This window comes from Streptomyces sp. NBC_00414, assembly GCF_036038375.1.
Classification (GTDB): domain Bacteria; phylum Actinomycetota; class Actinomycetes; order Streptomycetales; family Streptomycetaceae; genus Streptomyces.
The window spans coordinates 6411109-6437327 of record NZ_CP107935.1; the positions used below are offsets into that span (position 1 = coordinate 6411109).

Annotated in this window: 20 protein-coding genes; 9 read left to right on the forward strand and 11 right to left on the reverse strand. The window is 70.8% G+C overall.

Translation table 11 applies throughout. From position 1 onward, the window contains the following. Window positions 1–268 precede the first annotated feature (268 nt). From OHS59_RS27920 to OHS59_RS27930, 3 genes are read left to right on the forward strand one after another with little or no spacing between them, the layout of a single operon-like run. Window positions 269–2392: a helix-turn-helix domain-containing protein gene (locus tag OHS59_RS27920; protein ID WP_328496105.1), complete on the forward strand. Its 2124-nt coding sequence runs from the start codon at window positions 269–271 to the stop codon at window positions 2390–2392. Beyond that, window positions 2389–3381: a hypothetical protein gene (locus OHS59_RS27925; protein WP_328496106.1), complete on the forward strand. Its 993-nt coding sequence runs from the start codon at window positions 2389–2391 to the stop codon at window positions 3379–3381. The genes OHS59_RS27920 and OHS59_RS27925 overlap by 4 nt, the downstream gene beginning before the upstream one ends. Beyond that, window positions 3378–4283: a DUF6339 family protein gene (locus tag OHS59_RS27930; protein ID WP_328496107.1), complete on the forward strand. Its 906-nt coding sequence runs from the start codon at window positions 3378–3380 to the stop codon at window positions 4281–4283. Before OHS59_RS27925 ends, OHS59_RS27930 begins: the two co-directional genes overlap by 4 nt. Here the strand turns inward: OHS59_RS27930 and OHS59_RS27935 are convergent. The 6 genes from OHS59_RS27935 to OHS59_RS27960 all read right to left on the reverse strand — a co-directional run bounded on the left by OHS59_RS27935 (window position 4211) and on the right by OHS59_RS27960 (window position 12836). Next, window positions 4211–5599 (reverse strand): DNA cytosine methyltransferase, encoded by a 1389-nt coding sequence (locus tag OHS59_RS27935; protein WP_328496108.1) that lies wholly within the window; start codon window positions 5597–5599, stop codon window positions 4211–4213. The two genes, OHS59_RS27930 and OHS59_RS27935, sit on opposite strands and share 73 nt — an antisense overlap. Further along, on the reverse strand, window positions 5596–6603 hold the full coding sequence (locus OHS59_RS27940) for a DNA cytosine methyltransferase (RefSeq protein ID WP_328496109.1): 1008 nt from the start codon (window positions 6601–6603) through the stop codon (window positions 5596–5598). The genes OHS59_RS27935 and OHS59_RS27940 overlap by 4 nt, the downstream gene beginning before the upstream one ends. Further along, window positions 6596–7042, reverse strand: coding sequence for a very short patch repair endonuclease (locus OHS59_RS27945; protein ID WP_328496110.1), 447 nt, complete (start codon window positions 7040–7042; stop codon window positions 6596–6598). Before OHS59_RS27945 ends, OHS59_RS27940 begins: the two co-directional genes overlap by 8 nt. 15 nt (window positions 7043–7057) lie before the next feature. Continuing rightward, the gene (locus OHS59_RS27950) at window positions 7058–9958 is read right to left on the reverse strand and encodes a Z1 domain-containing protein (RefSeq protein ID WP_328499390.1); all 2901 of its coding nucleotides are present in this window, start codon (window positions 9956–9958) and stop codon (window positions 7058–7060) included. Between the two features lie 56 nt (window positions 9959–10014). Continuing rightward, window positions 10015–11610 carry an ATP-binding protein gene (locus OHS59_RS27955; RefSeq protein ID WP_328496111.1) on the reverse strand — a complete coding sequence of 532 codons (1596 nt, stop codon included), beginning with the start codon at window positions 11608–11610 and terminating at the stop codon, window positions 10015–10017. Window positions 11611–11819: 209 nt separating this feature from the next. Continuing rightward, entirely contained in the window at window positions 11820–12836 is a 1017-nt protein-coding gene (locus OHS59_RS27960; RefSeq protein WP_328496112.1) for an SEC-C metal-binding domain-containing protein, read from the reverse strand. Window positions 12837–13002: 166 nt separating this feature from the next. On the opposite strand from OHS59_RS27960, the gene OHS59_RS27965 reads away from it, so the two are divergent. Then, entirely contained in the window at window positions 13003–13806 is an 804-nt protein-coding gene (locus OHS59_RS27965; protein ID WP_328496113.1) for a class E sortase, read from the forward strand. A 22-nt stretch (window positions 13807–13828) separates the two neighbouring features. Here the strand turns inward: OHS59_RS27965 and OHS59_RS27970 are convergent, their stop codons facing one another. The 3 genes from OHS59_RS27970 to OHS59_RS27980 are packed head-to-tail and all read right to left on the reverse strand — an operon-like array spanning window position 13829 to window position 19339. Further along, window positions 13829–16084: a bifunctional serine/threonine-protein kinase/ABC transporter substrate-binding protein gene (locus OHS59_RS27970; RefSeq protein ID WP_328499391.1), complete on the reverse strand. Its 2256-nt coding sequence runs from the start codon at window positions 16082–16084 to the stop codon at window positions 13829–13831. A 46-nt stretch (window positions 16085–16130) separates the two neighbouring features. Further along, entirely contained in the window at window positions 16131–18494 is a 2364-nt protein-coding gene (locus OHS59_RS27975) for a bifunctional serine/threonine-protein kinase/ABC transporter substrate-binding protein (protein WP_328496114.1), read from the reverse strand. Continuing rightward, a complete protein-coding gene (locus OHS59_RS27980; RefSeq protein ID WP_328496115.1) occupies window positions 18491–19339 on the reverse strand; it encodes a hypothetical protein in 849 nt (282 codons plus the stop codon). The genes OHS59_RS27975 and OHS59_RS27980 overlap by 4 nt, the downstream gene beginning before the upstream one ends. 328 nt (window positions 19340–19667) lie before the next feature. Here OHS59_RS27980 and OHS59_RS27985 point away from each other — a divergent pair, with 328 nt between their 5' ends. From OHS59_RS27985 to OHS59_RS27995, 3 genes are all read left to right on the forward strand, one after another. After that, on the forward strand, window positions 19668–19982 hold the full coding sequence (locus OHS59_RS27985) for a DUF6412 domain-containing protein (RefSeq protein ID WP_328496116.1): 315 nt from the start codon (window positions 19668–19670) through the stop codon (window positions 19980–19982). 208 nt (window positions 19983–20190) lie between these two features. Next, window positions 20191–20997, forward strand: a complete 807-nt coding sequence (locus OHS59_RS27990) for a YidC/Oxa1 family membrane protein insertase (RefSeq protein ID WP_328499392.1) — start codon at window positions 20191–20193, stop codon at window positions 20995–20997. 177 nt (window positions 20998–21174) lie between these two features. Next, window positions 21175–22032: a fumarylacetoacetate hydrolase family protein gene (locus OHS59_RS27995; RefSeq protein WP_328496117.1), complete on the forward strand. Its 858-nt coding sequence runs from the start codon at window positions 21175–21177 to the stop codon at window positions 22030–22032. 125 nt (window positions 22033–22157) lie between these two features. On the opposite strand, the gene OHS59_RS28000 is transcribed toward OHS59_RS27995, so the two are convergent. Continuing rightward, on the reverse strand, window positions 22158–22631 hold the full coding sequence (locus OHS59_RS28000) for a heme-degrading domain-containing protein (RefSeq protein ID WP_328496118.1): 474 nt from the start codon (window positions 22629–22631) through the stop codon (window positions 22158–22160). Beyond that, window positions 22628–23749, reverse strand: a complete 1122-nt coding sequence (locus OHS59_RS28005) for a Gfo/Idh/MocA family oxidoreductase (RefSeq protein ID WP_328496119.1) — start codon at window positions 23747–23749, stop codon at window positions 22628–22630. Before OHS59_RS28005 ends, OHS59_RS28000 begins: the two co-directional genes overlap by 4 nt. A gap of 48 nt (window positions 23750–23797) precedes the next feature. Here OHS59_RS28005 and OHS59_RS28010 point away from each other — a divergent pair, with 48 nt between their 5' ends. Both OHS59_RS28010 and OHS59_RS28015 read left to right on the forward strand, forming a co-directional pair. Further along, the gene (locus tag OHS59_RS28010) at window positions 23798–25069 is read left to right on the forward strand and encodes an ROK family transcriptional regulator (protein WP_443061510.1); all 1272 of its coding nucleotides are present in this window, start codon (window positions 23798–23800) and stop codon (window positions 25067–25069) included. Between the two features lie 214 nt (window positions 25070–25283). Further along, window positions 25284–26129: a hypothetical protein gene (locus OHS59_RS28015; RefSeq protein ID WP_328496121.1), complete on the forward strand. Its 846-nt coding sequence runs from the start codon at window positions 25284–25286 to the stop codon at window positions 26127–26129. Window positions 26130–26219: the final 90 nt, after the last annotated feature.

A 26219-nucleotide genomic window follows, 5' to 3' on the forward strand; every position in this document is an offset into this window, starting at 1 on the left:
GCTGGGCCGCGTTTCCTGACGGGAGGTTAGCGAGTCCTGTTCGAGTGGTGCAAGGGGGTGTTGCGGAATTCGGGTCCCCACTTGCCGTAGGGGGTCTGGGAACAAAAGGGATTTAAGGTGCATGGAGTGATGAACCAGGGTGAAAGGATCTGATCTGCGAGAGCAATATTTCGAGGGTCGGGATGTGCTCGTCAAGTATTGTTTGACAGGTCGTCGTCGCGTCAATCGCCCGTGCCGTGGGCCGGACGGTGACCCGAGAGGGGGAAGCGTGGAGGTCGGAGAAGACTTCGGGCCTTGGCTGGCCCGTCAGCTCCAGCTGACGAGGATGAAGCAGACGGAGCTGGCCGAGGCGGTGGGAGTGACCCGTGCCGCTGTCTCCGCCTGGATCACCGGCCGGGCCGAGCCCCGGACCGAGACGATCAACAAGATTGCCGAAGCGCTCAAGCTGGACGTGGGTACGCTCCATACCCGCACCACCGATACCCTGGCCGGCCTCCCGATCACTTGGTACCACCGCCCCGGACACGCCGACGGCGGAAGGGAGTTCGGCAACGCGGCGGCCTTCGCCTTCGAGGCCGACCTGGAGGTCCTGGCCCGCGAGGCGACCCAGAACAGCCTGGACGAGCGTCGCAGGGAGAACGAACAGCCGGTCCGCGTCCGCTACACCCTGAACGAGCTGACCGGCGAGACCCTGGCCCGATTCCGCACGGCCATCCGCTGGGACGACCTCTTCCCGCACTACGAGAGCGCCGCCGCGCAGGACCAGAAGGTCGGCCGTGTCATCAGCGCGGGACTCCGTGAGATGTACGAGCGCGACCGCCTGGTGCTGCTCCGCGTGGACGACTACAACGCGAGCGGTCTGACGGGCGACGACTACGCCGACGGCCGCTTCGCCGCTGTCGTACGGCGCCAACTCGACAGCCGCAAGGCCGACTCCGGCGCCGGTGGCTCCTACGGTTTGGGCAAGGCCACCTTGTGGGCCACCAGCCGGCTCGGCCTCGTTCTCATCAACTCCACCCTCGCCGAAGCACACGAAGGGCGCACCGACCGACGGCTGATCGGGCGCCTCGACCTGCCGTGGCGCGAGGTGGACGGCAAACCGTACGCGGGCCCCGCCTGGCTCGGCCGCCCGGACGCCGAGGCGGACAACGTGGACGTGGTGCGTTCCTGGTGGGCGGACGAGGACACCGCCAGGAGCCTGCACCTCGATCGTGAGAGTGACGACCCCGGCACCTCTTTCCTCATCGTCGGGGCGCACGATGTCGCGAGCCTCGCGGGAGCCCGGTCCGACGGTGACCCGAGCGACGACGAGGACAGCCTGGAACGCATGCACAAGCGGCTGGTCCAGGCGCTCGGCCGTAACTTCTGGGCGGCGATGACGACGGGCGGTGACCGACAGCCGCTCCTTGAGGCGTCGGTCCGCACCCAGCGCAACGGCGACGAGTTCCTCAAGGAGGAGCGGGTCGACCCGGTGATCTACCAACCGGCGCGCTCCCGGGCCCTGCAGGCTTTCCTCGCGGGGAACACGGTGGAGCGGATCACCGAGGTGGGCCAGGTGGCCGCTGTCACCGTGCCGCTGAAGGTGCCGGACATCGAGGGACGTCCCGGCTCGGGCGGCGAACACCGAGCCGTGCTGCTCGTCACCGAGGCCTCGGACGCCGACGGCAAGCCGAACCAGGTGACGGCGATGCGCGGCAACCGGATGACAGTCAGGACGAGCCGCGTTCCCGACCTCCCCATGGGAACCGACCCGTTCCAGGCGGTCCTTCTCGCGGGGCGCGCCGCGGGCGAGGACGCTCCCTTCGCTGCGGAGGCCGAGGAGTTCCTACGGACGTCGGAACCGCCCGAGCACAACAAGTGGAGCCAGACGGAGGAGCTGCGTATGCGGTACTCGCCGTCGGCCCACCGTCGGATCGCGGCGCTGACGACGGCGACGAACAAGGCCGTGAAGGAACTGGTCGCCGTCCCGAAGGAGAAGAAGGACAGCAGCGGCACAGGGAAGGTACGCAAACGGCTGAAGATCTCCGGCAAGGCTGCCGCCAAGGGCAACGCGGCCGCGGCGTTGCCGAAACTCGACGACCTCGACGCCGCGGTCGGCTCCGACGGGGCGTGGCAGGTCACCGCCGAGGTGAAGGTGCCCGTGGGCGGTGAGACCTGGCACATGAGCCCGGTCGCGAAGATGGACGTCAGATCCGGTCCCCGGCCTGTGGTGCGGTGGGCCGAGCTCGTAGCGGTCAGTAACTGCGAAGTGGTCGACGGCATCCTGCACTTCGCGCCCGGCGCGCGCCGGGCCTCCTTCCGAGGAGTCACCGACGTGAGCACGCACCCCGTACGAGCGGCGCTGACCGGTCTCGTGGTCGAACTCCACACGGGCAAGGGAGACAGCGCATGAAGGCCTATCCGTACCCCCGCCCGTCCGGTCCCGTGACCATGCGCGTCACGGCCGTGCGGCTGAGCGGCCCCGACGAGGCGCGGGAGGACCTGGACACCAAGGGGTACTCCGTCGTGGAGCAGGTCGTGGCCCTCGGGCGCGCCGAACGCCCGGACTGGGAGACGGCTCGGCTGAAGCTGTCGGCGACCGTGCCGGCCCGGGAGATAGAGACCAAGGGACACTGGTCGGAGGTGACGGTCGTCGCCGTCCTGGCTGAGAAGGCCACCAACGCCCGGACCGTCGCCCGGCTGGAGCCGGAGGGACCGGACAACCGGGAGTGGACGGGAAGCATCACGCTCGTTCGGCCCGACCACCTGGACAGGGCGACGCTCTCCGTCCACGTGGTGGCCACCGTCGACGGCGTGCCGGGCCGGATCATCGCCTCCTCGGAGCGGGACTGGATGGTCGACGTGACGGCCGACGTTCCGCTGCGGGACCGGCAGTTGGACGTCGTGACGGTCAGCTTCGCGCGTGCGGCCGAGTGGCTGCGCCCCTTCCGGGACGCGCCATGGATGGTGGACACGTCGGGCCGGATGCCGACCGTCCGTCTGAACACCGACTTCGACGGCCTCACCGCGTTGGTGCAGGGAGCGGGGACCAAGGTCGAGAGTCTGGTGGGCGAGATGTTGCTCTCCCAGTTGTGCACCGACGTGTGGACCGCCGTGTTCCACACCGCGATCGGCGACCTGGAGATCGAGGACGACGGCACGCCGCTCCTCCCGCCCGACTGGCGGGGTGAGGTGCTGCGCGAGATGTTGCCCGACGTCGTGCCTGGGCGCTCCGTCGAGGACGCGCTGCGCGAGGTGCACGCCCGACGTACCGGGGACGGGACCTGGGCCGAACTCCAGCCGCGCATCCACTACGCCGCCACGCGCCGCGCCGAGGTGCCCAAGGCGTTGGGCGAGACCGTCCGTGGCATCGAACGACTCGACCAGGAGGCCACCGCGTGACCGCAAGACCCGAGCACCTGCCGGAGCGGCTGGCGCTGCTCGCCGACATGCAGGCCGCCACGTACATCACCGAGGGTCTGCTGACGGGCCGTGAGGACGTCCCGTCGATCGCGTTGAACAAGGCCACGGAGGAGTTGCCCGTCGACGACGCCCGATTCCGCCTGCGGCGGGTGCGGGACCTGATCGACGACGTCATGTACAAGGTGCAGGCGGAGGAGAGGCCCGTCACGGCGGCGGATGCCTGGTTGGCTCCCCGCCTGCACGCCACGCTCCGGCTGACCCGTCGGGAGGCGGCGGACGCACGGCTGTGGAACTACCTGGCACTCGGAGTGGCACCGGACTACGTCGTCCGGCGACACCTGCCGACGACGCCGAAGAAGGACGGCGGCGCGCCGAGTGTGGCCCGGGCCAGGTTCCGTGGCGTCCACTACACGCAGGCGTTCGCTCGGCTGTGGTGGACGGCGGAACTGTTCCGGAACGGCCCTGACTACGGACCCGTCGTGGTCGCGTGCGGGAACCAGGACATGCTCAACACCGCACTACGTATGGACGTCGTCGATCACCGTCCCACCGCCCTGGCCCTTGTCCGCCTCATCGAACGCGAGGTGATACGCACCGGCCGGGAGGCCAACGCGCTGGCCTCCGCGGTCAACGCGTCGGCTGCCACGTTGATGTACGACGTGGTCGCGCCGGACTCCGAGCGGGACGCGGAGCCTTTGCGCGACTGGATCGCAGCAGCGGAGGGAGCCTCCCCGGTCAGTCGGAACGCGCTGCCCGAGGGCCCGGAGGAGGAGCGTGCGCCGGAGACCTCGGTGGCTGTGCTCACCGACTACTTCGAGGGGCTCTTCGCGGATGCTCCGGTGCGGGGCCGTGAGGTTGTGGAGGAGTCCTCGGCAGGCTGATCATAAGGGTGCCCGGTCGGACAAACTCGCTCCCGCGGGCACCCTTCGAGCCGGAGATCTGCGCTGCGCAGCGCATCGACGGAGCCGCCCCATTCGAGGTTCAGCCCGTCCGGGAAAGAGGGGGCCAGGCCGAGCGCAGCCCCAAGGACGTGCATGCCGAACACAGGAGGCACCGCATTACCGACCTGCTGCGCCTGGTCTCTTCCGGACCACGGGAAATCCCCGGGGAACGATTGGAGGACGCCGGCCTCATGAAGGGTGAAACGAGACAGAGGTTTCCCGTTCGCGTCCATCGGTCGATTGCGGGAAATCTTACCCGTGACAGTGAATGAAGGTTGGTCCCAGTGTCGAATTCCCCGCTTCTTGGGATCTCCGCCGGAACCATAGTTGGAGACCACGTAGAATTTCGAATCGCGCGAAATCGAATCGTGGGAGGCGTCCAGCTCCTTCTTCGCGGCGAACAATGCGGTGTGCATGGAGCGCCACGGTTTCTTTGAACTTGTTTCGGGTTCCTTCGATTCGACGGGAAACAGCGTCGCGTCGTCCCCGACGGATTTCTGCCGAAGGGTGACGAAACGGTCGTGTGTGGGACCGGGCAGCTTCAAGGGCTCTTCCGGGTGCTGCTCCCCGTCGATGAGGCGGGCGATGAGGACTGCTCGTTTACGCGTCTGCGGGACGCCGTACTCCTCGGTGCGTAGTACCTCGTAATCAACCTGGTACTTCACGTCCTCGTTCTGCACCTGCCCGGAACTGTCGAGGCGTGGACGCTTGATCGCGCCGCCGGCGAGCACCCTTGCGTAGGCATCCCAGACCGCGTAGACCGCAGGTACCTGCTCCAGGACGATGTATTGGTACGGTCCCCTGCCGGAGGTGATTGCCTTCAGTAGGTAGCGCAGCGGCTCCAGTACCAGGCCGGTACGCGAATCGAGGTCTTCGAGCTTTTTGTCGACGAGCTGACCTTCTGGGTCTTCGATCAGCTCGTCGATGAGTTCCGTGACCGTATCGAGAGCTTCTCGCCCGGCGCCTTTCCCCGCGATGGAGAATGACTGGCAGGGCGGTCCACCTGCCAGAACCCTTGTGTGCGGGACCTCGTCGTAACGCTCCTTGCGCATGACGGTCACATCGGCATGAATGGTCGGCAGGCCGGCCCGGTAACGCGTTTCACACGCGTTGCCGTCCAGCTCGATACCGACGCTGGTGAGACCCAGGAAGTGCGCTGCGACATCCAATCCGCCGGGGCCGGCGAAGAGGTCGAGGACGTCGTAGTCGAACGATCTGTCCTCGGAGTCGTGCGTCTGTGTTTCCGGGTTGCTCATGTGGCCGAAGTGTAGCCGGCGTGTGGGTGTGATCGTCGGCCTAGTGCCTCGGCCACCGAATGCCCCAGAGCCTCACCGACCGCAGGTGGGGCGGCGTTGCCCACCTGCCGGTAGCGAGCGGTCTTCCGACCGGCGAAACGCCAGTCCTCGGGGAAGTCCTGGAGCAACGCCGCTTGTGCCACGGTGATCTTGACCAGCCCCTCGTCGCCCAGAGCCGGGTCCCACCTGAAGTCGTGATCGGGGATCTCGTCACCGAAGGACTTCGTGTAGACCCCCATCCGCTCCCATTGAGCCTTGGTGCCGCGCGGCCCGAAGTCCGCGCCTCCTCGCGCCTTCGAGCCGCCCACCAGCGTCGGTGCGACGTGTACGGCTTGTGCTGCCCAACGGTCGGCGTCCGACCAGCCCCGTGACCGCATCGACCGTGCCAGTGCCTGCCCCACCGACACATGTCGGCGAACGGTGGGCGGAGGCGGCTGAAAGGCCGCGGCCCACCGGCGCTTCACAGCCACGAGGACACCCGACTCGCGGTCCTGCGGCACTCCGAAATCTGCGGCGTTCAGGGCGAACCAGCGTAATTCGTAGCCGAGGTGCTCCAGTTCGCCGTGCAGGAAGTCCCGTACGGGTGCGAAGGAATCCTTGTCGACCAAGGTGCGCATGTTCTCGATGACCAGGGCGCGCGGTTGTACGGAGTGGGTGAGGTACGCGGTGGCCTCGATGAGCCGGATCTCTTCGTCCGACGAGTCGCGTGTCACTGTCGCGCTCGACTTCACCCGGGGAAGACCGGCTGTGAGCACGTCCACGTCGTACGCCTCCGGGTGCTCCGAAGGGTCGAAGTCCAACAGATCCTCTTGCACCACGTTCCAGTGCGGGCGGTTCATCAGGAGTGTCTCGCACGCATGCGGGTCGATGTCCAGGAGCAGCTTCGGTTCGAAGCCGGCTCTCTCCAGCCCGAGCGCGAGACCCCCCGCGCCTGAGCAGACATCGACGAACGTCAGCTCACTCATCGTTCTCCATCCCCCTGTTGCCGTGCCGCTGCCGGTCCACTGCGGCCGCCACCCGCTCCGCCACCTCGCTCGGCGCCTCGTGCTCCCAGAACCGCAGCACCGTCCACCCCGACGCCACCAGGTGCCGCGTCGTCTCCGCGTCCCGGGCCATGTTGCGGTCCAGCTTCTCGCGCCACCACTCCGCGTTCGCCTTCGGCTGGGTCGCGTGCTGCGGGCAGCCGTGCCAGAAGCAGCCGTCCATGAAGACGGCGACCTTGGTGCGGGTGAAGGCGATGTCGATCGTGCGCCGGGACATCTCCGGGACCCGGACGTTGAGGCGGTACCGACGGCCCGCGGCATGGAGCAGCTTCCGCACGGCCACCTCGGGTGCGGTGTCCCGTCTCGCCTGTCGACTCATCCTCGCGGAGACGGCGGGCGAGGAGGGTTTCGCGGTGTTCATGGACGCTTCCCGTGCTCAGATGTCCTGGTGATCGACGATCGCATGGTCGCTCGTCCCGTTGTCCCGGGCCCGGAAGCGCAGCAGGCCGCGTCCCGCCCGTGCGGAGCCACCCGGTGCGACCAGGGTAAAGGCCATGACCAGACGACGGGGGTCGACCGAGCCGTCGGAGGAGAGCACGGCATCGGACTCCACGACCGGGTACAGCACGACGGCGCCGCGTCGGGGACGAACGAGTGACTCCACGGTCTCGTTGCCGTGAGGTGCCCCGCCGGACCCGGCGATGCGTAGGACGGACGATCGGTGCTTGGGCTCGCTGATCGCACCGAACAAATCGTCCCTGCGCCGCGTACGACGGGCCAGCGACAGCGGTCGCGACCCCAGGACACGCCCTTCGGTACGGCGGCCCGACGTCTGCTGCGGAGCGATCACGACCCAGTCGTCGATGGGCGCGTTGAGGTTGCCCGCCTCGATGAGGGACTCCAGGTGGGGCGAGAACTGACGCGGCTCCGACCAGCGTAGCTCGCACAACACCCTGAGGAGGGTGTCGTGGTCGACGGTGGAGACGAGCGCCTCGTACTCCGTCCCGCCGCAGGCGAGGGTGACCGGCGGCGCGTCGAGGCGGTCGATGACCGGCTTCCACGTCTCCACGTTGTGCCGCAGGTCCGCCGTCGCGGTGTCGGCCGGGTAAGCCGTGGGCTCCACCCACGCACCTGGCGACCGGATCTCCACCAGCTCCGCGTTGAACATCTTGTTCCGTGCCGCCGGTTTGAGCCACGGTAGGTGCTGGGAGACCAGGGGCGGCACCTGCGAAGGCGTCAACTGCGGACGTCCGTCCACCAGTTCCGCGTACCGCGCCAGCTGCCCGCGGAACAGTTCCTCATCCCGGCACACCGCCTCGAACGCCTCGTACAGGTCCGCTGTCCGGCTACGCCCGTAGGCCTCCTCGCGGCCGATGTACAGGCGTACGAGGTCTCGGTAGCCGGGGCGGAAGCCGAACCAACGGCCCATCTGCATCAGGGTGTCCGCCTGCTGGGTGGTGCGGCGGTAGTAGGTGACCGTCAGACCCTCCACCGTGAAGCCACGCGACAGCTTCGTGCCGCCCACCAGGATCTTCCAGACGTTCGGCGTGCGGTCGAAGTCCAGGTCGAGCTGGTCGAAGTAGCGGTCCGAGTCGCCGTTCACGACGATGACGGGGCGACTGCCGGAACCGATGAGCTGGCGGGCCCGGCTGACGTGCGGGCGCAGTTCCTCGTACGAGGCCGGCGAGGGCAGGCCGGCCGCGCGGGCCTCGCTGACCTTCGCGTGGTCCGACTCCCACAGGGCGGCGAGCCGCGTGTGGCCTGCTGCGGACGCGTAACCCGCCTCGTGCCACATGGAGTTGATGCGCAGCGCGAGCTCCGCGTGGTCGTCCTTCTTCACCGACTCGTGCACCAGCATCGTGTGGTGGCGGAACGGGCCTTCCGGCACGCCGTGCGCCGCCCGGTACAGCTTCAGCGCGCCGGACAGGACGAACGCGTCCATCGCCTCCTGGAGCCGGTCGCCCGTCGAGTCGTAGATGCTGCGGACGTGCGCCTCCTCCTGCGAGTTGGCGTACGTGCGCTCCTCCGGCGGCACCGTCGAGTCCAGGTCGTGGAAGTCCTGTACGCCCATGTAACCGGCGGGCCGCGGGAGGGAGATCAGGAAGTCCGACGGGAAGATGTCGTCGCCGTCGCTCGGGTCCACGAAGACGTTGGCGAACGGGGTCGCCGTGTAGCCGACGTACTGGGCGCGCGGCAGCAGGCCGATGAGCTCGGATATGAGCTTGTTGATCGCGGTGCGCTCGGTGCGGCCCTGCTCCCACTTCTTCGGGTTCGACGTGTTCACGGACGCCTGGTCGGACTCGTCGTCGATGATCAGGGCGGGCAGCTCGCCGAGGATGCCGTGGATCTGCTTGAGGTCTTTGACCAGCTTCTCCAGGACGCCCTTGTTCTTCTTGACCACCATCACGCGGGCCGCCGCGTGGTGCAGGTTCGACGGGTCGTGCAACGGGCGGGTCGGTTCGCGCTTCTCGAACTCCAGGGCGCGGATGCCTTGCGCGAGGCTCTTGTAGTCGTTGTCGCGAGTGGTGAGGCGTTCGATGTCGAATGCGCCACGGGTCGAGGGGCGCCCACCGTGCCGGACGAACTCCGGCCACTCCTCGTCGTCGCCCACGTAGTCCACGCCTACCAGGCTGTCCACGTCGTCGGGGTCCGCGCCGCGCAGGATGTTCTCCTGCCCGATCAGCTCCATGTCGAGGCGGCGCTGCGTCTGCGCGCGCAGCATGTTGAGGGTGCCGCCGAGGACGATGACCAGGCGGTATCCCGCGTCGACGGCCTTCGCGGCCACACCGGTGAAGTTCGCGGTCTTCCCGGACTGCACGTAACCGACGACCAGGCCCTTCGCCTTCCGCGCGGCAGTCTGCTCCGGGTCGGCGAGGCGCTCGACCACCGCGCGGCTCGCCTCGTCGAGACCGGCGACCGCCTCCGGCGACCAGCCCTTGGCGCGCAGCTTGCGCTCGTAGGCCCGCCAGTAGAACGAGCGGGCCTCCGCACGCTCCGGGGTGTACCAGGGGGTGAACTTCCGGGTGATGATCGTCGCGCCGGGCACCTCGGAAACCCGTACCAACTCGTCGAGCACCTTGCGCAGGTCCTCGCCGAGCCGCAGCCGGTCGTACGCGGCCGCGCGCCGCTTCGGGGTGCGGGGTTGGACGTCGGGGGCCCAGGGGGCGGACTCGGCGAAGTCCCAGTCGTTGAGGTGACGGCTCCACAGGGCGAGGAGCGCCTCGTCGCCGGTGGTGAGTCGGGCGCGGAACGTCTCCTCGGTCAGGTCGGCGTCGGGGTGGTCCTCGTCGGCGGCCAGCGCCGCCCACTTGGCGAAGTGCTTCGGGCCGCTCGTCATGCCGGACAGGGCGGAGGTGTGGATGGCGAGGAGGGCGTCGTCGCTCACGGAGGTCCTTAGACGATCGGGGTGGTGGTCACGGTGGCGGGGAGGGAGGGGCAGGAGACGCCGCGTTCGCGGCGCTCGCGCTGGACCCGCACCGACGCCAGCAGGATCGTGTTCCAGTAGTCGACGCGGTCCTGGCGCGCCTTCTCCCAGCGGCCGAGACCGAAGCAGTCCTCAAGGAGGAGATAGAGGAGCGTCTTCGTGACCGGGGCGTCGTTCGAGCCGCCGCGCCGGCCGTCGTTGAAGTCCTCCCGGAAGGACCTGTTGAGGAGGACGGCGTTCGCCTCGCGGTCGAGGTCGAAGAAGCGGTCGTCCGGCAGCGGCACCCAGACGAACGCGATCGGCTCCTCGCCCGGCTTCTCCGGCAGCTCCTCCTTGACGACCCGTTTGACCTTCGGATCGAAACCCTTGCCGGGCGGCGTGACCGGCTTGCGGGTGATCTCGGAGCGCTTCGAGCCGTCGCGGTACGCCGCCTCCGTGTCCAGGAGGTAGGCCTGGAAGGTGTGGCCCGCCGCGTCCACCGACTCCTCCACACCGAGCGTGAAGGCAGGGGTCACGGTGACGCCCTCCTTCTTCACGTCGAGGCTGAAGACACCGTTCGGCTTGGCCGGCAGGTCCACCTCCACGCGGGCCAGGACGAGGTGGCCCTCCGGGCTGCGGAGACCGTTCCAGCCGCCCGCCTGCACGAGCCGGTCGTTGCGGTAGAAGTAGAAGCCCTGCCGCTCGGCCAGGGCGCCGATCTGCCGGAAGCCCGCCTGCTTGGACTTGGCGGGCCAGATGTGCGCGGTGAGCGTCACCTCGCCGACGCCCTCGACCGGGGCCGTGAACGAACGGGGGTAACGCGCCCGCCCCGGCACCTTGTAGCCGAACGGGTCGAGGGGCTCGACGCTGATGTGGTCCAGCTCCTCCCACTGCCCGCCGTCGCCGTCGCCGACGTCCCACACGGCGATGTCCAACTTCAGGCCCTTGCGCAGGAACCGGTGGAAGTAGAGGCCGAGGTGGGTCTCCAGGCGGGATATCGCCTTCGACAGGTACTGGTCGCTCTGTCCGCGCGCGACCGTCTCGAAGGTCCGCACCCGGTCCCAGCGGACCACCGTGCCCTGCCACTCGATGACGCCGTCGTAGCGGTCGACGAGGTCCTGCGCGTAGCGCGGGTCGACGGTGTCACAACGGAAGCCGTCCTCGATGCCCTCGGCCGTGAGGCGGCGGCCCGCGGCGCGGGTGCGCCGGGTGCGGCTGACGACGGTGAGCGAGGAGGCATGGGAGAGGGAGGCGGCCTTCAGGCCCGTGCCGTACATGCCGAGGGAGTCGTCGTCGTAGTCACGGCGCTTGCCGACCGTCATCGCGGCGTCCAGGCCGGCGTTGTCCATGCCGCGGCCGTTGTCGATGATCAGGAGCGTCAGGATGCGCTCGGCGTCCCGAAGGAAGTGCACCACTATCTCGTCGGCGCCTGCGTCGAGGGAGTTGTCGATCAGGTCGGCGACGGCGACCTCGAAGCCGTACCCCTGGTTGGTGAGCGCCTTGCCGTAACCGGCGTCCGGGGGTAGGTGCGTACTGCCGGTGGTGGGGACGTCGTACTGCCAGGCTGCGCTTGATTTATAGGGCATGGGCTTCCTCGTGCACACAGGTCGGAGCCTGCGTGGGGGAGGAGCGGCCCGACATCCCGATCGATGCTGTGACGGTACTGCAAAGGTCGGACATCGGAACCGTCTGTACCGAAATGAGGACGGAGAGTTCCTTGTGCCCCTTGCCCGGGCGGCCGGGGGCTCCGGTTTGAGCCCCCGGCGCCGGGGACGGTCGGACAGCGGAAGGCCGTCTACAGATCCGCCCCGTGACAAGCCTCGTAAGCCTGGCCCGACCCACACCAACAACCCGCCCCCCGCTCCGGCGGCCAAGCCACAGCCCGGCCCCGCGCCGCCAGCGTCGTCGCGTACTGCGGCAACAGGGACGCATCACCCGGGGAAGCCAGTTCCGATGCCGCGAAGGCCTCGTACGACGGGACCGTGCCCGTCACGATGCCCAGGTTCGGGGTGCCGGAGGACGACAGTTCTCGTAGCGAGGCCTCTATCGTCGAGAGGTGTTCCTCGTGGGACGGGTACTCGGCCGACAGGCTCGGGTAGGCCGTCAGGAGTTCGGTGAGTTCAGGGGCCGGCCAGTGCAGGACCGCCACCGGGAACGGGCGCGACAACGCCTCCCGGAACGTGCCCAGTTCGGCGCGCAGGCGGGAGATCTCCGCCTGCAGTTCCGCCGGGTTGTCGGAGCCCAGCGACCACACGCGCTTCGGGTCGTGCAGCTCGTCCAGGGACACCGGGGAGGAGTTGAGCGAGTCCGCGAGGGAGTCCCAGCTGTCGTGGGACAGGCCCAGCATGCGGCGTACGCGATGGCGGCCGAAGAGGACCGGGTGGGTCGCGTACGGAGGCTCCGGGACGTCCGTCAGGAGGTGGACCGCCGCCTCCGTGAACGTCTCCTGCGCGGCTTCCAGCTCGTCGTGGGACTCCAGCGACTCGGCGACGATCACCCATGGGGCCGGGTCGCGCGGTGCCGCCGCGCGGACGCCCTCGATGATCGCCCTGGCCTCCGCCTCGTGGCCGTACTCCCAGAGGTTGGCTGCCTTCAGGGCCCGTACCAGGAACGGGTTCTCCAGCGGGATCGTGCTGGAGAGCAGGCGGTCGTAGAGAGAGGTGGCTCGCGGGCGGTCGTCGGCCAGTTCGAGGTGGGCCGCTGCCTGCACGAGCAGGTGTTCGGCGTCCTCGGGATACAGGCCGGCTGTCCGCTCCAGGCGTGCTGCTTCGGCGTTGTGGTCGACGTACTCGGCAGACGTGTCGGGGCGCATGGATGACACCGTACTGCCGACGGCCGACAGAGGTGAGGTATGTGCAGGCCAGGGGTCAGATCGGAGCGGGATGTTCGGAGGAGCGTCCGGCGGAGTGTTCATGGGGATGGTGGGTTGGTGCGTCAGCCCTTATCGTGCGGCCCCCGGCACCGGAGAGGAGGCACGCGTGCGGGTTCCCGTCGTCCATCAGCAAGGTCGGCGGCGGCGTGCGCGTTACGCCCGTCTCCTCCGCAACGGTGCCGAAGTTCTCGTGACCCTCGGTGTGGTCCTCCTCCTGCTCGTCGCCCACCAGCTGTGGTGGACCAACCGGCAGGCCAGGGAGGGCGCCGAGCGCAAGGTCCAGGCACTGGAGAGGGAGTGGGAGGGAGGGCGAGGGGGATCAGGGGGCGGCTCCTCCGGCTCGGGCGGCGGCGATAGCGATAGCAGTAGTGGCAGTGGCAGTGGCAGTGGCAGTGGCAGCGGTGGTGTCGGGTCTCGGCGCTCGTCGGACTTCGGCTCCGTCGGCGTGCGCCCCCGCTGGGACCAGGCCTACGCCGTTCTCACCATCCCCCGGCTCGGGCTTCGCGTGCCCGTCGCGGAAGGGGTCGGCAAGTCGGGTGTGCTCAACAAGGGGTACGTCGGGCACTACCCGGGCACCGCTCAGCCCGGCCGCGCCGGGAACTTCGCTCTCGCCGGGCACCGGAACACCCATGGCGAGCCCTTCCGGTACATCGACCGGCTGCGGAAGGGCGACCGGATCGACGTCGGGACCAGGGACGCCGTCTACACGTACGTCGTCGACCGGACGCTGCCGCGGACCTCGCCCGGGGACGGCGGAACGATCCGCGCGATTCCCCGCAGCACGGTCAGGCCCGCGTACGGGTACACCGAGCCCGGGCAGTATCTGACACTCACCACGTGCACGCCCCAGTACACCTCCAAGTACCGGCTGGTCGTCTGGGGGAAGCTCCGCTCCGTGCGGCCCCGCTGACACCGAGGGGCAGCCGGGCGGATCAGGATTTCCCGACCTTGTCGTAGCGGCCCAGGAAGTGTGGAGCGCCGTCCTGTACGCGGTGCAGGAAGAGGCTGTTGAGGAGGACGAACTCGTTGGTCAGCGGATCGAACTCGATGGTCTTGGCGAGACCCTTGTGGGTGGTCTCGCGGAGCCTGCGCACCATGGCGCCGCGTTCGGGCTCCACGTTGCCCAGCTCGCGCAGACCCTGGGCGAGGAAGAGCAGCGCGTCGTACGCCTCCACCGCGAAGCGCCCGACCGTGCGTACCCCGAAGCGTTCGCGGTACGTCTTCACGAAGCGCGCCGCGGCCGGCAGCTCGGCCGGGTCCACGTAGGTCGTCACCATCACCCAGCCCTCGGCCGCCGGGCCCGCCTCCGTGAGGAACGCGGTCTGCAGTACGGGTTCCGGGGCCATGCACGTACCCCGGAAGCCGGCCTGCCGCAGGGCGCGGGCGCAGCGGGCGGCCCGGTGCGGTGAGGCGCCGGCGTACACGACGGCCTGGGCGTCGGCGGCGAGCACGGCGGCGGCGACCGAGTCGAAGTCCTCGCTGTCGGCGGCGACGGTGTGGGTCGTCGTCGTGCCCTGGGAGGGCGGGTACGCGGTCAGGTCCTTGACGATCTGCCAACTGGTCTGGCTCGCCGCCCTGTCGTCGACGAGCGCGGTCCTGCGGCTCTTCCCGGCGTGGCTGAGGTAGTGGATGAAGGGCGTCGACAGGGCGTTCTCGTCGGGTCTGAGCTGGAAGTACGCGCGGGTGGTGGACTGGGAGTACAGATCGGCACCGGAGGAGACGGACACGATGGGCAGCAGGGCCTTCTCGTAGCGGGCCACGGCGGTCTCGGCCGTGGCGGTGCCGGTCGCCCCGATGACGGCGTACACGTCGTGGTCCGCGACGAATCCGCCGGCCACCTCCTCGGCCCGCTTCGCCTTCCCGGCGTCGTCCAGGACCTTCAGCGCCAGGTCGAAGGGGCGGTCGCCACCGGAGCCGGAGCCGGAGCCTGCGCCGTCGTCCGAGTCACGCGAGCTGGACCCGGAGTTCCGCGAACCGGGTTTACGGAAGCCGGAGTTGAAGTCCGATACGGCGATCCGCGCGCCCCGCTCCTGCGCCAGGCCGGTCGCCCTGTCCGGGCCCGACAGGTCCGCGTGCAGGCCGATGACGTACCGGGGGAGGGAGCCGGAGCGGGCAGAGCCGCCGCGGCTGCCCGAGGACTGGGTGGCGGCCCAGGCCGCGAGACCGCCACCGGTCACGACCACTCCGGCCGCCGAGCCCAGCGTCAGCAGGCGGCGCCGGGAGAGGGCGGGCCGTGCCGGCGGCTCCACGAGCGTCACGGGCTCGGGGCGGGGGTCGGGCAGGGCCAGGACCGCTGACGAGCGTTCCGCGATCAGGCGGGGCAGCGAGGGCGGCAGCCAGTCGGAGTCCTCCGCCTCGCCCCCAACCCTGCCTCCGCCGTCGACGGTCAGCGTGTCCCGGACCTCCTGCGCGGTGGGTCTGGCCGCCGGGTCCTTGGCGAGGCAGGCGGTCAGCAGCGGGACCAGGGTCCACGGCACGGCGTCCAGGTCCGGTTCCTCGTGGACCGTACGGAAGATGACGGCGGCGGCGGTGCCCGTGCCGAACGGGCGGCGGCCGGTCGCCGCGAACGCCAGGACGCAGCCCAGCGAGAAGACGTCGCTCGGCGGGCCGACGCCACCGCCGCCGGCCCGCACCCGCGCCTGCTCGGGCGAGAGATAGCCGGGCGAACCGATCACCACGTCGCTCGCGGTCAGCGCGGTGGCCCCGGTGGAGCGCGCGATGCCGAAATCGATCAACCGGGGCCCGTCGAGGGCGAGCAGGACGTTGCCCGGCTTGACGTCCCGGTGCACCAGGCCCGCGCGGTGCACCTCGGTGAGCGCTTCGGCCAGCCGGGCGCCCAGGACTCGTACCGTACGGTCCGGCAGGGGCCCGTGCAGGGCGACGGCCTCGGCCAGTGACGGGCCCGGTACGAAGGCGGTCGCCAGCCAGGGTTCGGGGGCCTCCGGCTGTGCCGTGGTGACCGGTACCACCCACCGCCCGGTGAGCCCGCCCGCCGCGTCGGCCTCGCGCCGGAAACGGGTCCGGAAGTCGTGGTCGGCCGCGTACTCGGCGCGGATCACCTTCAGCGCGACCAGGGTCCCGCCCGCCGAACGGGCCAGGTAGACCACGCCCATGCCGCCCGCGCCGAGCCGGCCGAGCAGCCGGTGGCCGCCGACGGAGCGCGGGTCGCCCGGCTTGAGCGGGCGCAGTCCCGCGGGACCTTCCGCGGGCGCTCCGCCCACCCCGCTCACCGCGCTACACCTCGGAGGGAGCTTCGCCGAGGTAGCGGAACCTGCCGCCCTCGACCTGGTGCAGGAAGATGCCCCAGCCGGCGAACGTGCCGTCCTCCGGCTTGAAGGAGAACTCCTTGGTGATGCCCTTGTAGCGGCTCTTGCGCAGCAGATCCACCAACTCCCGGCGCCCCGGCGGCCGTACGCCCGCGGCAGCGGAACCTGTCGTACTCGCCGTGCCCTTGCTGTCCTTGCTGTCTTTGCTGCCCTTGGTGGTCCTCAGCAGCTCCTGGACGACGAGGTTGACGGTGTCGTACGCCTCGACCGCGTAGTAGCCGGGCGCCGCGTCGTAGCGTTTGCGGAACGCCGCGGTGAAGGCCTTCGCGGCCGGTACGGCGGAGGGGTCGACGAAGGAGGCGGTCATCAGCCAGCCCTCGGCGGCCTCCCCGGCCCGCTCCAGGAACTCCGGGTCGATCACGGCCTGCGAGGCGAACCGCGGTCCCTCGAAGCCGGCCGCCGCCAGTTCACGGGCGACCCGGGCCGCACCCTCGGCGTATCCGGCGTAGACGAACGAGCCGATCCCGGCCCGCAGCATGTCGGCGACGACGGGGCCCATGTCGTCCGTGCCCGCCGGGACCACCCGGGGGTAGGCGGGCCGGCCCAGACTGCGCATCATCGTGGCGTTGATCCCGGCGGACTCCTGGGCGTACGTCTGCCCGGTGCGGTCCTGGAGCAGGCCGGGGCGCAGCGAACCCGCCCGCGTCGCGCTCTTCGTGTTCGTCGGGCTCTTCGTGTGCTTCATGAGGTAGACGCTCATGGGGAGGGAGAGGGCCGCGTCGCTGGGACGGCAGTGCACGAAGGACCGGTACTCCGGTGAGGTCAGGAGCAGACCTCCGGCCGAGACCGACAGCAACGGCATGAGGGCCTCGTCGTACGTGCCGAGGACCGCGCGGGCCGCCTCGTCGCTGGTGGGACCGAGCACGGCGAGCACATCGGTGTCCTGGATCAGCTTCTTGGCCGCGGCCGGCGCCCGCTTTGCGCTGCCCCCGTCGTCCACGATCCTCAGGGTGAGCTCGAAGGGCCTGTCCTTACGGGAGTTGAACTGCTCGACCGCCAGCCGGGCACCCCGCACCTGTGCCTCGCCCGCCGTCCGCAGGGGGCCGCTCAGATCCGCCTGCACGCCGATGGTCCAGCGGCGGGCCCCCGACGCCGACGCGCTGGAGTCGTCGCGCAGGACCGCCCAGGCCGCGGTTCCGCCCGCGGCCATGAGCACCGCCGCGCCGGAGGCCAGGAGCAGCCGCCTGCGGCCGGGCGACGCCGGTTCCGTCTCGTCCTTCGAGCCCGAGCCCGAGCCCGAGCCGGTGCCCGAGCCCTGGGCCGGAGTTTCGGCGACGGTCGGCTCGATGTCGGGAAGCGCCAGCATCTCGGCCGAACGGTCCGCGATGCCCCGTACGACGTCCTCGGGCAGCCAGGCGAGCCGCTCGTCGTGGGGGACGGCGTCCTCGACCAGCAGGACCGTGCCGATCTGTTCGGCCGTCGGACGGTTCGCCGGGTCCTTCGCCAGGCACAGGCGCAGCAGTGTCAGCAGTTCGACGCCGTCGGCAGGATCGGCGGAGTCGGCCGCGTCGCTGGAAGTCGCAGGACCGCTGGAATCCGCAGGACCGCTGGAGTCGTCGGAGATGCCGGACAGGTCGGGTTCGTCGTGGACCGTGCGGTAGAGGAGGGCGTCCGCCGTGCCGGTGCCGAACGGCGGGCGACCGCTCGCCGCGTACGCCAGCAGACAGCCCAGCGAGAAGACGTCGCTCGCCGGGCCCACCGCCGCGCCGCGCGCCTCGGCCTGCTCGGGGGAGAGGAAGCCGGGGGTGCCGACGATCAGGTCGGTGGAGGTGATCGCGGTCTCGTCGGTCGCCCGGGCGATCCCGAAGTCGATCAGGCGGGGCCCGTCCACGGCGAGCAGGACGTTGGCGGGCTTGACGTCGCGGTGGACCAGCCCGGCCGCGTGCACCTCGCGCAGCGCGGCGGCGAGCATCCTGGCCAGCGCGAGCACGCTGCGGGTGGGCAGCGGGCCGTGGCGGGCGACCGATTCCTCAAGGGATGGGCCGGGTACGAAGGCGGTGGCCAGCCAGGGCTCGGCCGCGTCCGGGTCCGCGCCGGTGACCGGCACCGCCCAGGGGCTGCTCACCCGGCGGGCCGACTCGACCTCACGGCGGAAGCGGGCGCGGAAGTCGGGCTCGTCGGCGTACTCGGACCGGATGACCTTGACGGCGGCCAGCGCTCCGGCCTCCGTACGGCCGAGGTAGACCACGCCCATGCCGCCGGACCCGAGCCGTGCCAGCAGCCGGTGTCCGCCGGTCCGGGCGGGGTCGGTGGGGAGCAGAGGACCGCTCATTCCGGCGCCTCCAGTGCGATCTCGACGCGGCTCAGCATCTGGCCCGCTCCCTGTCTCAGCGCGGAGTCGACGTCGTCGTCGGAGCGCCCCTTCGCACCCCTGCCGCCGACGGCCACGGTGACCTGTCCCAGGCGGCTCTGCACCCAGTAGTAGTAGTGCGGGCCGCCGAGCTCGTCGCTGTAGTACTTGCCGCTCTCCGTGAGCGAGTCCTCGGAGGTGAAGTTGGCCAGCAGACCGTAGGCCGCGCCCTGGGAGAGCAGTCCGGCGATCCGTTCGTCCTGGCGGAGCTGCTGGTCGGGACAGCGCAGCGCTTCCTCCAGCATGCCCGCCATCTCCCACTCGGCGTCCTGCACGCTCCGGTGCACGGTGACGACTGCGGTGACGCGGATCGGGCCCTTGGCGCCCTCCGCGGGCAGTTCGCTGTTGCGGGTGAGGGTGGCGAGCACCGTCGGGGGCAGCGACTCGCGCTGCCAGACGCAGTCGGTGCCGAGGACGGGCCAGGCGCCGGGGTCGCTCTCGTACGGGCCGCGTCTGACGAAGCCGGGGGCCCAGTCCGCGGGCGTCGCCGCGACGGAGCGGGCCAGGCGCCGGGCCTCCGCGCGGGTCTTCGGCGCACGGTCGGGGTCGGGGGTGAACCCCAGACCCGTGGCGCCGGCACTGGGACCGGTACCGGTGTCGGCACCGGTGTCGGCACCGGTGTCCGCGGCGGTACTGGCGTCAGCGGTGGTAGTGGCGTCGGGAGTCGGACTTCGGGGTGGGCCGGAAGCGGGACTGGAACGGGCGGGCTCGGCGGACCCGTCCTCCTCGGTCCCCGAACAGCCCCCCAGTAACAGCCCGGTGGCCAAGACACCCGAAAAAAACCGCACGGGTCTCCGATATCCCATCAACGCCCCCATCCGCACGCGCGTTCCCCGCTGGGAGGGTACCGACTATGCCCCTGGGGTACTACGGGTCCGCTGGAGTCCGCGGGACTCGGTACGGCGGCGCCCGCGGGCCGGTCCCGTATACCGGTCCCGTACACCAGTCCCACACACGGTCCCGTACAGCCGATCCTGTCGATCCTGTATAACGGCAAGAGGTCATCGAACAGCAGAACCGAACGAGCAGAACCGAACGAGCAGAACCGAACGAGCAGAACCGAACGAGCAGAACCAGAGGACAGGAGGGCAGCCCGTGACACGGACCTGGGCGCAGTTGAAGCCCGCCGTCCTGCTGCTCGTCCTTCTCCTGCAGGTGGCGCTCCTGGACACGGGAAGCCTCTCCGGCGCCGTCGCCGTCACGTTCGCGGCGACCGCCGCGGCCGGGTCCGCGCTCGCCGCCTGTTCCCTGATCTCCTCGCGGCTCGCGCCCGCCGTGCCCCGTACCCGGGTCCGTACGGCCATGCGTGACCGTGAGCAGCGCACGGCGTTCCTGCCGCAGCGCGATCCCGACGCCCGGGGGCGCAGGCGTCCCCGAGCCCCCGGCCGGGCCCTCCCGACGGCCGCGTAGGGGACTCTCAGCTGCTCTGAGCAGCTGTTCCAGCCAGCCGCTTCAGTCGCCTCAGCTGCTACAGCTGTTGCGCTGTGCCCCTCGCGGGCCGTCATGCCGACGCACGTCACGTCGCACCTCGACGCACGTCACGTCTCATCTCCTCGGCACGACGAGACCCACGGAGGGCTCACCCATGTCCGGCTTCTCTTCCCTGTTCGCCACCTTCATGTCCGCCTTCGCGAGCCTCGTGGAGGGGCTCGCGGATCTCCTCGACCCGCTCTTCCACGACTCGGCGACGGCCGCCGCGATCATCCTGTTCACCGCGTTCGTACGGCTCCTCGTGCATCCCCTGTCACGGGCCTCGGCACGTGGGCAGCGGGCGCGGGCGGCGCTGCAGCCGCGGATCGCCGAGCTGCGCAGGAAGCACGGGAAGAACCCCGAGAAACTGCAGAAAGCGGTGATGGAACTGCACGCCGCGGAGAAGGTGTCCCCGCTGTCCGGATGCCTGCCGAGCCTCTTCCAGCTGCCGGCCTTCTTCCTCCTCTACCACCTGTTCTCGAACTCCCGGATCGGCGACGAGGCGAACTCCCTGCTCGCCCACAAGCTGTTCGCGGCGCCGCTGGGGGACCGGTGGGCGGACGCGCTGGGCGACGGCGGGATCTTCGGGGCGCAGGGGCTGGTGTACGTGGGGTTGTTCGTGATCGTCACGGCCGTCGCCACGTTCAACTACCGGCGTACGAAGCGGATGATGGCGGCGAGTGCCGCGGCGAACGGTGCCACCGCCGGGTTCGGTACGGCGCGCACGGCCGGTGCGGCCCCTGGTGGCCAGGACGGGCAGCCGCAGGTGCCGGGCATGGGCGCGATCACCAGGATCATGCCGCTGATGTCCTTCTTCACGCTGCTCACCGTGGCCTTCGTACCGCTGGCCGCCGCGCTGTACGTGGTGACCAGCACGACGTGGAGCGCGATCGAGCGGGCCGCGCTGTACCGGGACATGCCGGGTACGGTGCCGGCCGCCACCGTGCTGGGCTGACCCACCGGAGTCCGGGGCGGGCTGACCCACCGGAGTCCCTGGCGGGCCGGCCCCGGAGTTACGGTCCAGTCCGTGAACCGGGTATTGCGGACTGGACGCCGACCTTGGAGGATCGACCAGTCCTCCGATGGCTGCACCCATCGGTCGGGCCGCCCGCGATCAAGGGAGATAGTGCTCATGAAGCTGCTGCGAGTCGGTACGGCGGGGGCCGAGCGTCCCGCGCTGCTCGATGCCGAGGGAGTCCTGCGGGACCTGACGGGCGTCGTGCCGGACATCGACGGGGCGCTGCTCGCCGACGACGCGGCGCTCGGCCGGATCCGTACCGCCGCCGAGGCCGGGGAACTGCCCGCGCTCGACGCGGACGGGCTGCGGGTCGGGCCGCCGGTCGCCCGGATCGGCAAGGTCGTCTGCATCGGCCTCAACTACCACGACCACGCCAGGGAGACGGGCGCCGAGCCGCCTGCCGAGCCGGTCATCTTCTTCAAGGCGGCGGACACCGTGGTCGGGCCGCACGACACCGTGCTGGTGCCGCGTGGCTCGGTGAAGACCGACTGGGAGGTCGAACTGGCCGTCGTCATCGGGCGTACGGCGCGGTATCTCGGTTCGCGCGAGGAGGCGCTCGCGCATGTCGCCGGGTACGCGGTGGCGCACGACGTGTCCGAGCGGGAGTTCCAGATCGAGCGGGGCGGCACCTGGGACAAGGGGAAGAACTGCGAGACGTTCAATCCGCTGGGGCCGTGGCTGGTGACCGCCGACGAGGTGCCTGATCCGCAGGCGCTCGGGCTGAAGCTGTGGGTGAACGGGGAGTTGCGGCAGGACGGCAGTACGGGCGACCAGATCTTCTCCGTGGCGGAAGTGGTGCGGTATGTGAGTCAGTTCATGACTCTTTATCCCGGGGATGTGATCAATACCGGGACGCCTGCGGGGGTTGCTCTGGGGATGCCCGAGCCCAAGCCGTTCTTGCGGGCGGGGGATGTCGTGGAGCTGGAGATTTCCGGGTTGGGGCGGCAGCGGCAGGTTTTTGCGCCGGCGTAGCCGTTCCACGGGGCCGTTCCACTGGGGGGCGCGGGGAGGTGGGCTGGTTGCGCCGTCCCGCGCCCCTTGAGGGCTGCGCCCCCTGAAGACCGAAAAGACTGCGCCGTTCCCCGCGCTCCTTGGGCCTACGCGGTCAGGAAGCGGGTCAGGGCCTCCACCACCAGTGCGTGGTCCTCCAGTTGGGGGAGGCCCGATACCACCACAGTGCCGATCACTCCGGTGTTCTCGATGGTGATCGGGAAGGCTCCGCCGTGGGCCGCGTAGGTGTCGGGGTCCAGGCGGGAGGAGGCCTCGAACGTGGTGTCCTTGTCGCGGAAGCGGGTGCCGACCAGGAGGGACGAGGCGGCGTAGCGCTCGACGACCCGCCGCTTGCGGTCGATCCAGGCGTCGTTGTCGGGCGTCGAGCCGGGAAGCGCGGCGTGGAAGAGCTGCTGGCCCCCGCGGCGGATGTCGATGGCGACGGGAGCGTCGCGCTCGCGGGCCATCTCGACGAGCAGCGTGCCGAGGGTCCACGCGTCGTCGTGGGTGAAGCGGGGGAGCGTCAGCCGGCGCTCCTGCTCCTCCAGTTCGGCGACGGTCGGGGCGGAAGAGGTACTCACAGGGTCACCGTCACGTTCTCGTGGGCCGAGCGGTACGCGGCCTCCAGGACGTCCAGCGCGGCGGCTGCCTCCAGAGCGGTCACCGGGTTCTCGCCGGTGCCGCGCAGGGCGTCGGCGACGGCCGCGTAGTACGCGGGGTAGTCGCCCGGCACGGTCGGGACCGGGGTGCCGCCGCCGGTCAGCGGGGACTCGCCCGAACCGACCCGGCCCCACAGCTCCTCGGGCTCGACGCCCCACTCCTTCTCGCCGCCCGCGACCGGGCGCGCGCCGTCGCGCAGGGCGGCCTCCTGCGGGTCGAGGCCGTACTTCACGTAACCGGCCTTCGAGCCCAGCGTGCGGAAGCGCGGGCCGAGTTGGGCCGTCGTCGCGGAGGCGTAGAGGTGGGAGCGGACGCCGTTCGTGTGCGTGATCGCGATGAACGTGTCGTCGTCGGCCTCGGCGCCCGGGCGGCGTACGACCGACTCCGCGTACACCGTGGCCGCCGGGCCGAAGAGCACCAGCGCCTGGTCGACCACGTGGCTTCCGAGGTCGTACAGCAGACCTCCGATCTCTGCGGGATCGCCGGACTCGCGCCAGCCGCCCTTGAGTTCGGGCCGCCAGCGCTCGAAGCGGGACTCGAAGCGGTAGACGTCGCCGAGGCCGCCCTCGGCGATCAGCTTCCGGAGGGTCAGGAAGTCGTTGTCCCAGCGGCGGTTCTGGAAGACGGAGAGCAGCAGACCGCGCTCGTCGGCGAGGGCGGCCAGCTCGCGGGCCTCGGCCGCCGTGCCCGCGATCGGCTTGTCGACGACCACCGGCAGGCCCGCTTCGAGGGCGGCGCGGGCGATCGGGACGTGCGTCTTGTTCGGGGACGCGATGACGATCAGATCCAGCTCGTCGGCGCGCTGCCAGAGCTCGTCGGGGGTCGTCGCGAACCGTACGTCGGGGAACTCGTCCCGTGCCTGCTGCTGCCGGTCCGGGTTCGCCGTGACGATCGTGTCGAGGACGAGGCCCTCGGTGGCGGTGATCAGCGGGGCGTGGAAGACGGAGCCCGCGAGGCCGTAGCCGACGAGGCCCACCCGGAAGGGGCCTTCACGGACGGGGCCCTCGCGGCGGGAGGTGTCAGAGCCTGTGGCAGTCATGCCCTCCACTTAAACAACGCTGTTGCCAAAGTGCAAGCGCCGGGGACAATGGGGTGTGGACGCAAGGAGCGCAGAAGGAGCGAAGAGGGGTGCCGAGTGGCTGGGATCAGGACCGGCGGTGAGAGCGGGGTGAACCTGCTCGCACTGCGCAGTCACAACGCCGCGCTGCTGCTCGACCTGCTGCGGCGGGCCGGGCGGGCGGGGGTCAGCCGCCTCGAACTCGCCGAGCGCACGGGGCTGACTCCGCAGGCCGTCAGCAAGATCACCGCCCGGTTGCGTGAGGACGGCCTGGTCACCGAGGCGGGACGGCGGGCCTCCACGGGAGGCAAGCCCAGGACCGCGCTGCGGCTGGTGCCGGAGGCCGGGCGCGCGGTGGGACTCCAGGTCGACCGGGACGAGCTGTGGGCCGTCCTCGTCGACCTCACGGGCGCGGTCGTGGCGGAGCGCCGGGCCGCGCTCGACCTGGGAGCCGGGGCGGAGGCCGTACTGGCAGTGGTCGTGGACGAGGCCCGGGTGCTGGTGGAAGGGCTGCCCCGCCCCGGCACCGGCACCAGCCCCGGCACCGTCGGGCCCGCCGAGTCCATCGAACCTCCCGTGTCCCCCGTGTCCCCCGTGCCCTCCGTGTCCTCCGTGTCCGCCAAGTCCACCGTTCTCGGTGTCGGGGTCGCCATGCCCGGGCCGCTCGACCACACGCACGGCGTGCTGCACCGGGTGACCGGGTTCCCCGAGTGGGACGGGTTTCCGCTGCGGGACGCCCTGGCCCGGCGGCTCGGGGTGCCCGTGGTCCTGGACAAGGACACGAACGCGGCGGCGCTCGGGCTGGCCGTCGGCGGCGAGGTCGGAGCTTTCGCGTACCTGCATCTCGGTACGGGACTGGGTGCCGGGCTCGTGCTCGGCGGGGCCGTGCACCGCGGGGCCCGTACCGGGGCGGGGGAGTTCGGGCATCAGGTCATCCAGCTGGACGGACCGCCCTGCCCGTGCGGCAACCGGGGCTGCGTCGAGGCGCTCTGTCTCGCGGCGGTGGCCCGGGGCGACATCGACGAGGCGGCCCGTGTCCTCGGCGAGGGCGCCTCGAACCTCGTCGGACTGCTCGACATCGACCTCGTCCTGCTCGGCGGCCGCACGGTCACCGCGGAGTCCGAACGCTTCGTACGCGGCGTCGGCGCGGTCCTGGACACCCATGCCCGGCGCGAGGGCGCCGGCAGCCCCGTACCGGTGCGGATCGCGCCCGGCGGCGCGCGGGCGGTGGCGGAGGGCGCGGCCCAACTGCTGCTGGCCCCGCTGTTCGGACGGACACGGGCCCTGACCGGAGGAGGCTGAGCGACGGGATCGGCCCCCTCGGCCGGGAGCCGCCCCTTGACCCGGGAGCAGCCCCTGGACCGGGCGTGCCCCCGTGGCGCAGACCCGACCGGACGCGCTCCCGCCCCCGAAAGGCCCCCGAACGGCCCCCGCCCCCGCGCGCCGCGGCAGCCCCCGCCCACCTCCGTGGCAGGCTCCCGTGTCCATGCGACTGAGCAAGCCCCTGTCTCTCGCCGTGACCGCTGCAGCCGCCCTCACCTCCGTGCCCGCCGCACAGGTCTCCGCCCAGGCCCTCCCCGGGTCCGGGCCCGACCAGCACGTCGGCCGGCTCGAACCGGACCGGCTCGAACCGGGCCGGCCCGCCTGCGCCGCCTCCGGGAAGCGGGAGTTTCCCGTCCGTACCCGGATCCACGGCGGGCCCGATGTCTACGAGGCCGGTGGCGGATACCGGATCTGGTACATCGACCTCACCAACACCACCGACGTGACCTGCGAGAACGTCCACCCGGTCGTCGTCCTGGTGGACGAGAAGCGGGCGTTGACGCCGGAGCAGCCGCGTCTGGAGTTCTACGACGGGCAGCGGCCCCGGCCCGTGACCTTCGAGCGGACCGACGAGGACGAGCACATCGGCGTGCTCGGCGCCTCCGTGCCCGGCGGGTCCGGTGATTCCGGGGAGGACGACTTCCCGGGGTTCACCGTGGCGCCCGGCAGGACCCTCTCCGTCAAGGTGCGGCTCGCGGTCACCTCGGACGCGGTGGCCAACGACGTCGTCGCGAACGCGGCCGTCGTACAGCGCCACGACGACGACGGCGCCTGGGTGGGCCAGTCGAACGACTACCGGTTCCGCATCGTCGGGGGCGGGGCGGGGGAGCAGGGGACGGCCGAGCCGCGCGGCGACGCGGCGGACCGGGAGCGGGTGCCGGGCGCCTCCGACGGCTTACCGGACGGACTCCCGTTCGCCGAAGAACTGGCCGGTACGGGACTGTCGTCGCCCCGCGCCGTCCTCGCCGCGTCGGCCGGCGCGCTGCTGCTCCTGGCCGCCGGGGCCACCGCACTGGTCGTGGCCCGCCGCAGACGCTGAACACGAGGCGGGTCACCGCGCGGGCCCTCACCCGCCCTCTCCCTCGTCCGCCCTCTCCCTCGTCCGCCCTCTCCACCAAGATCCAGCGCA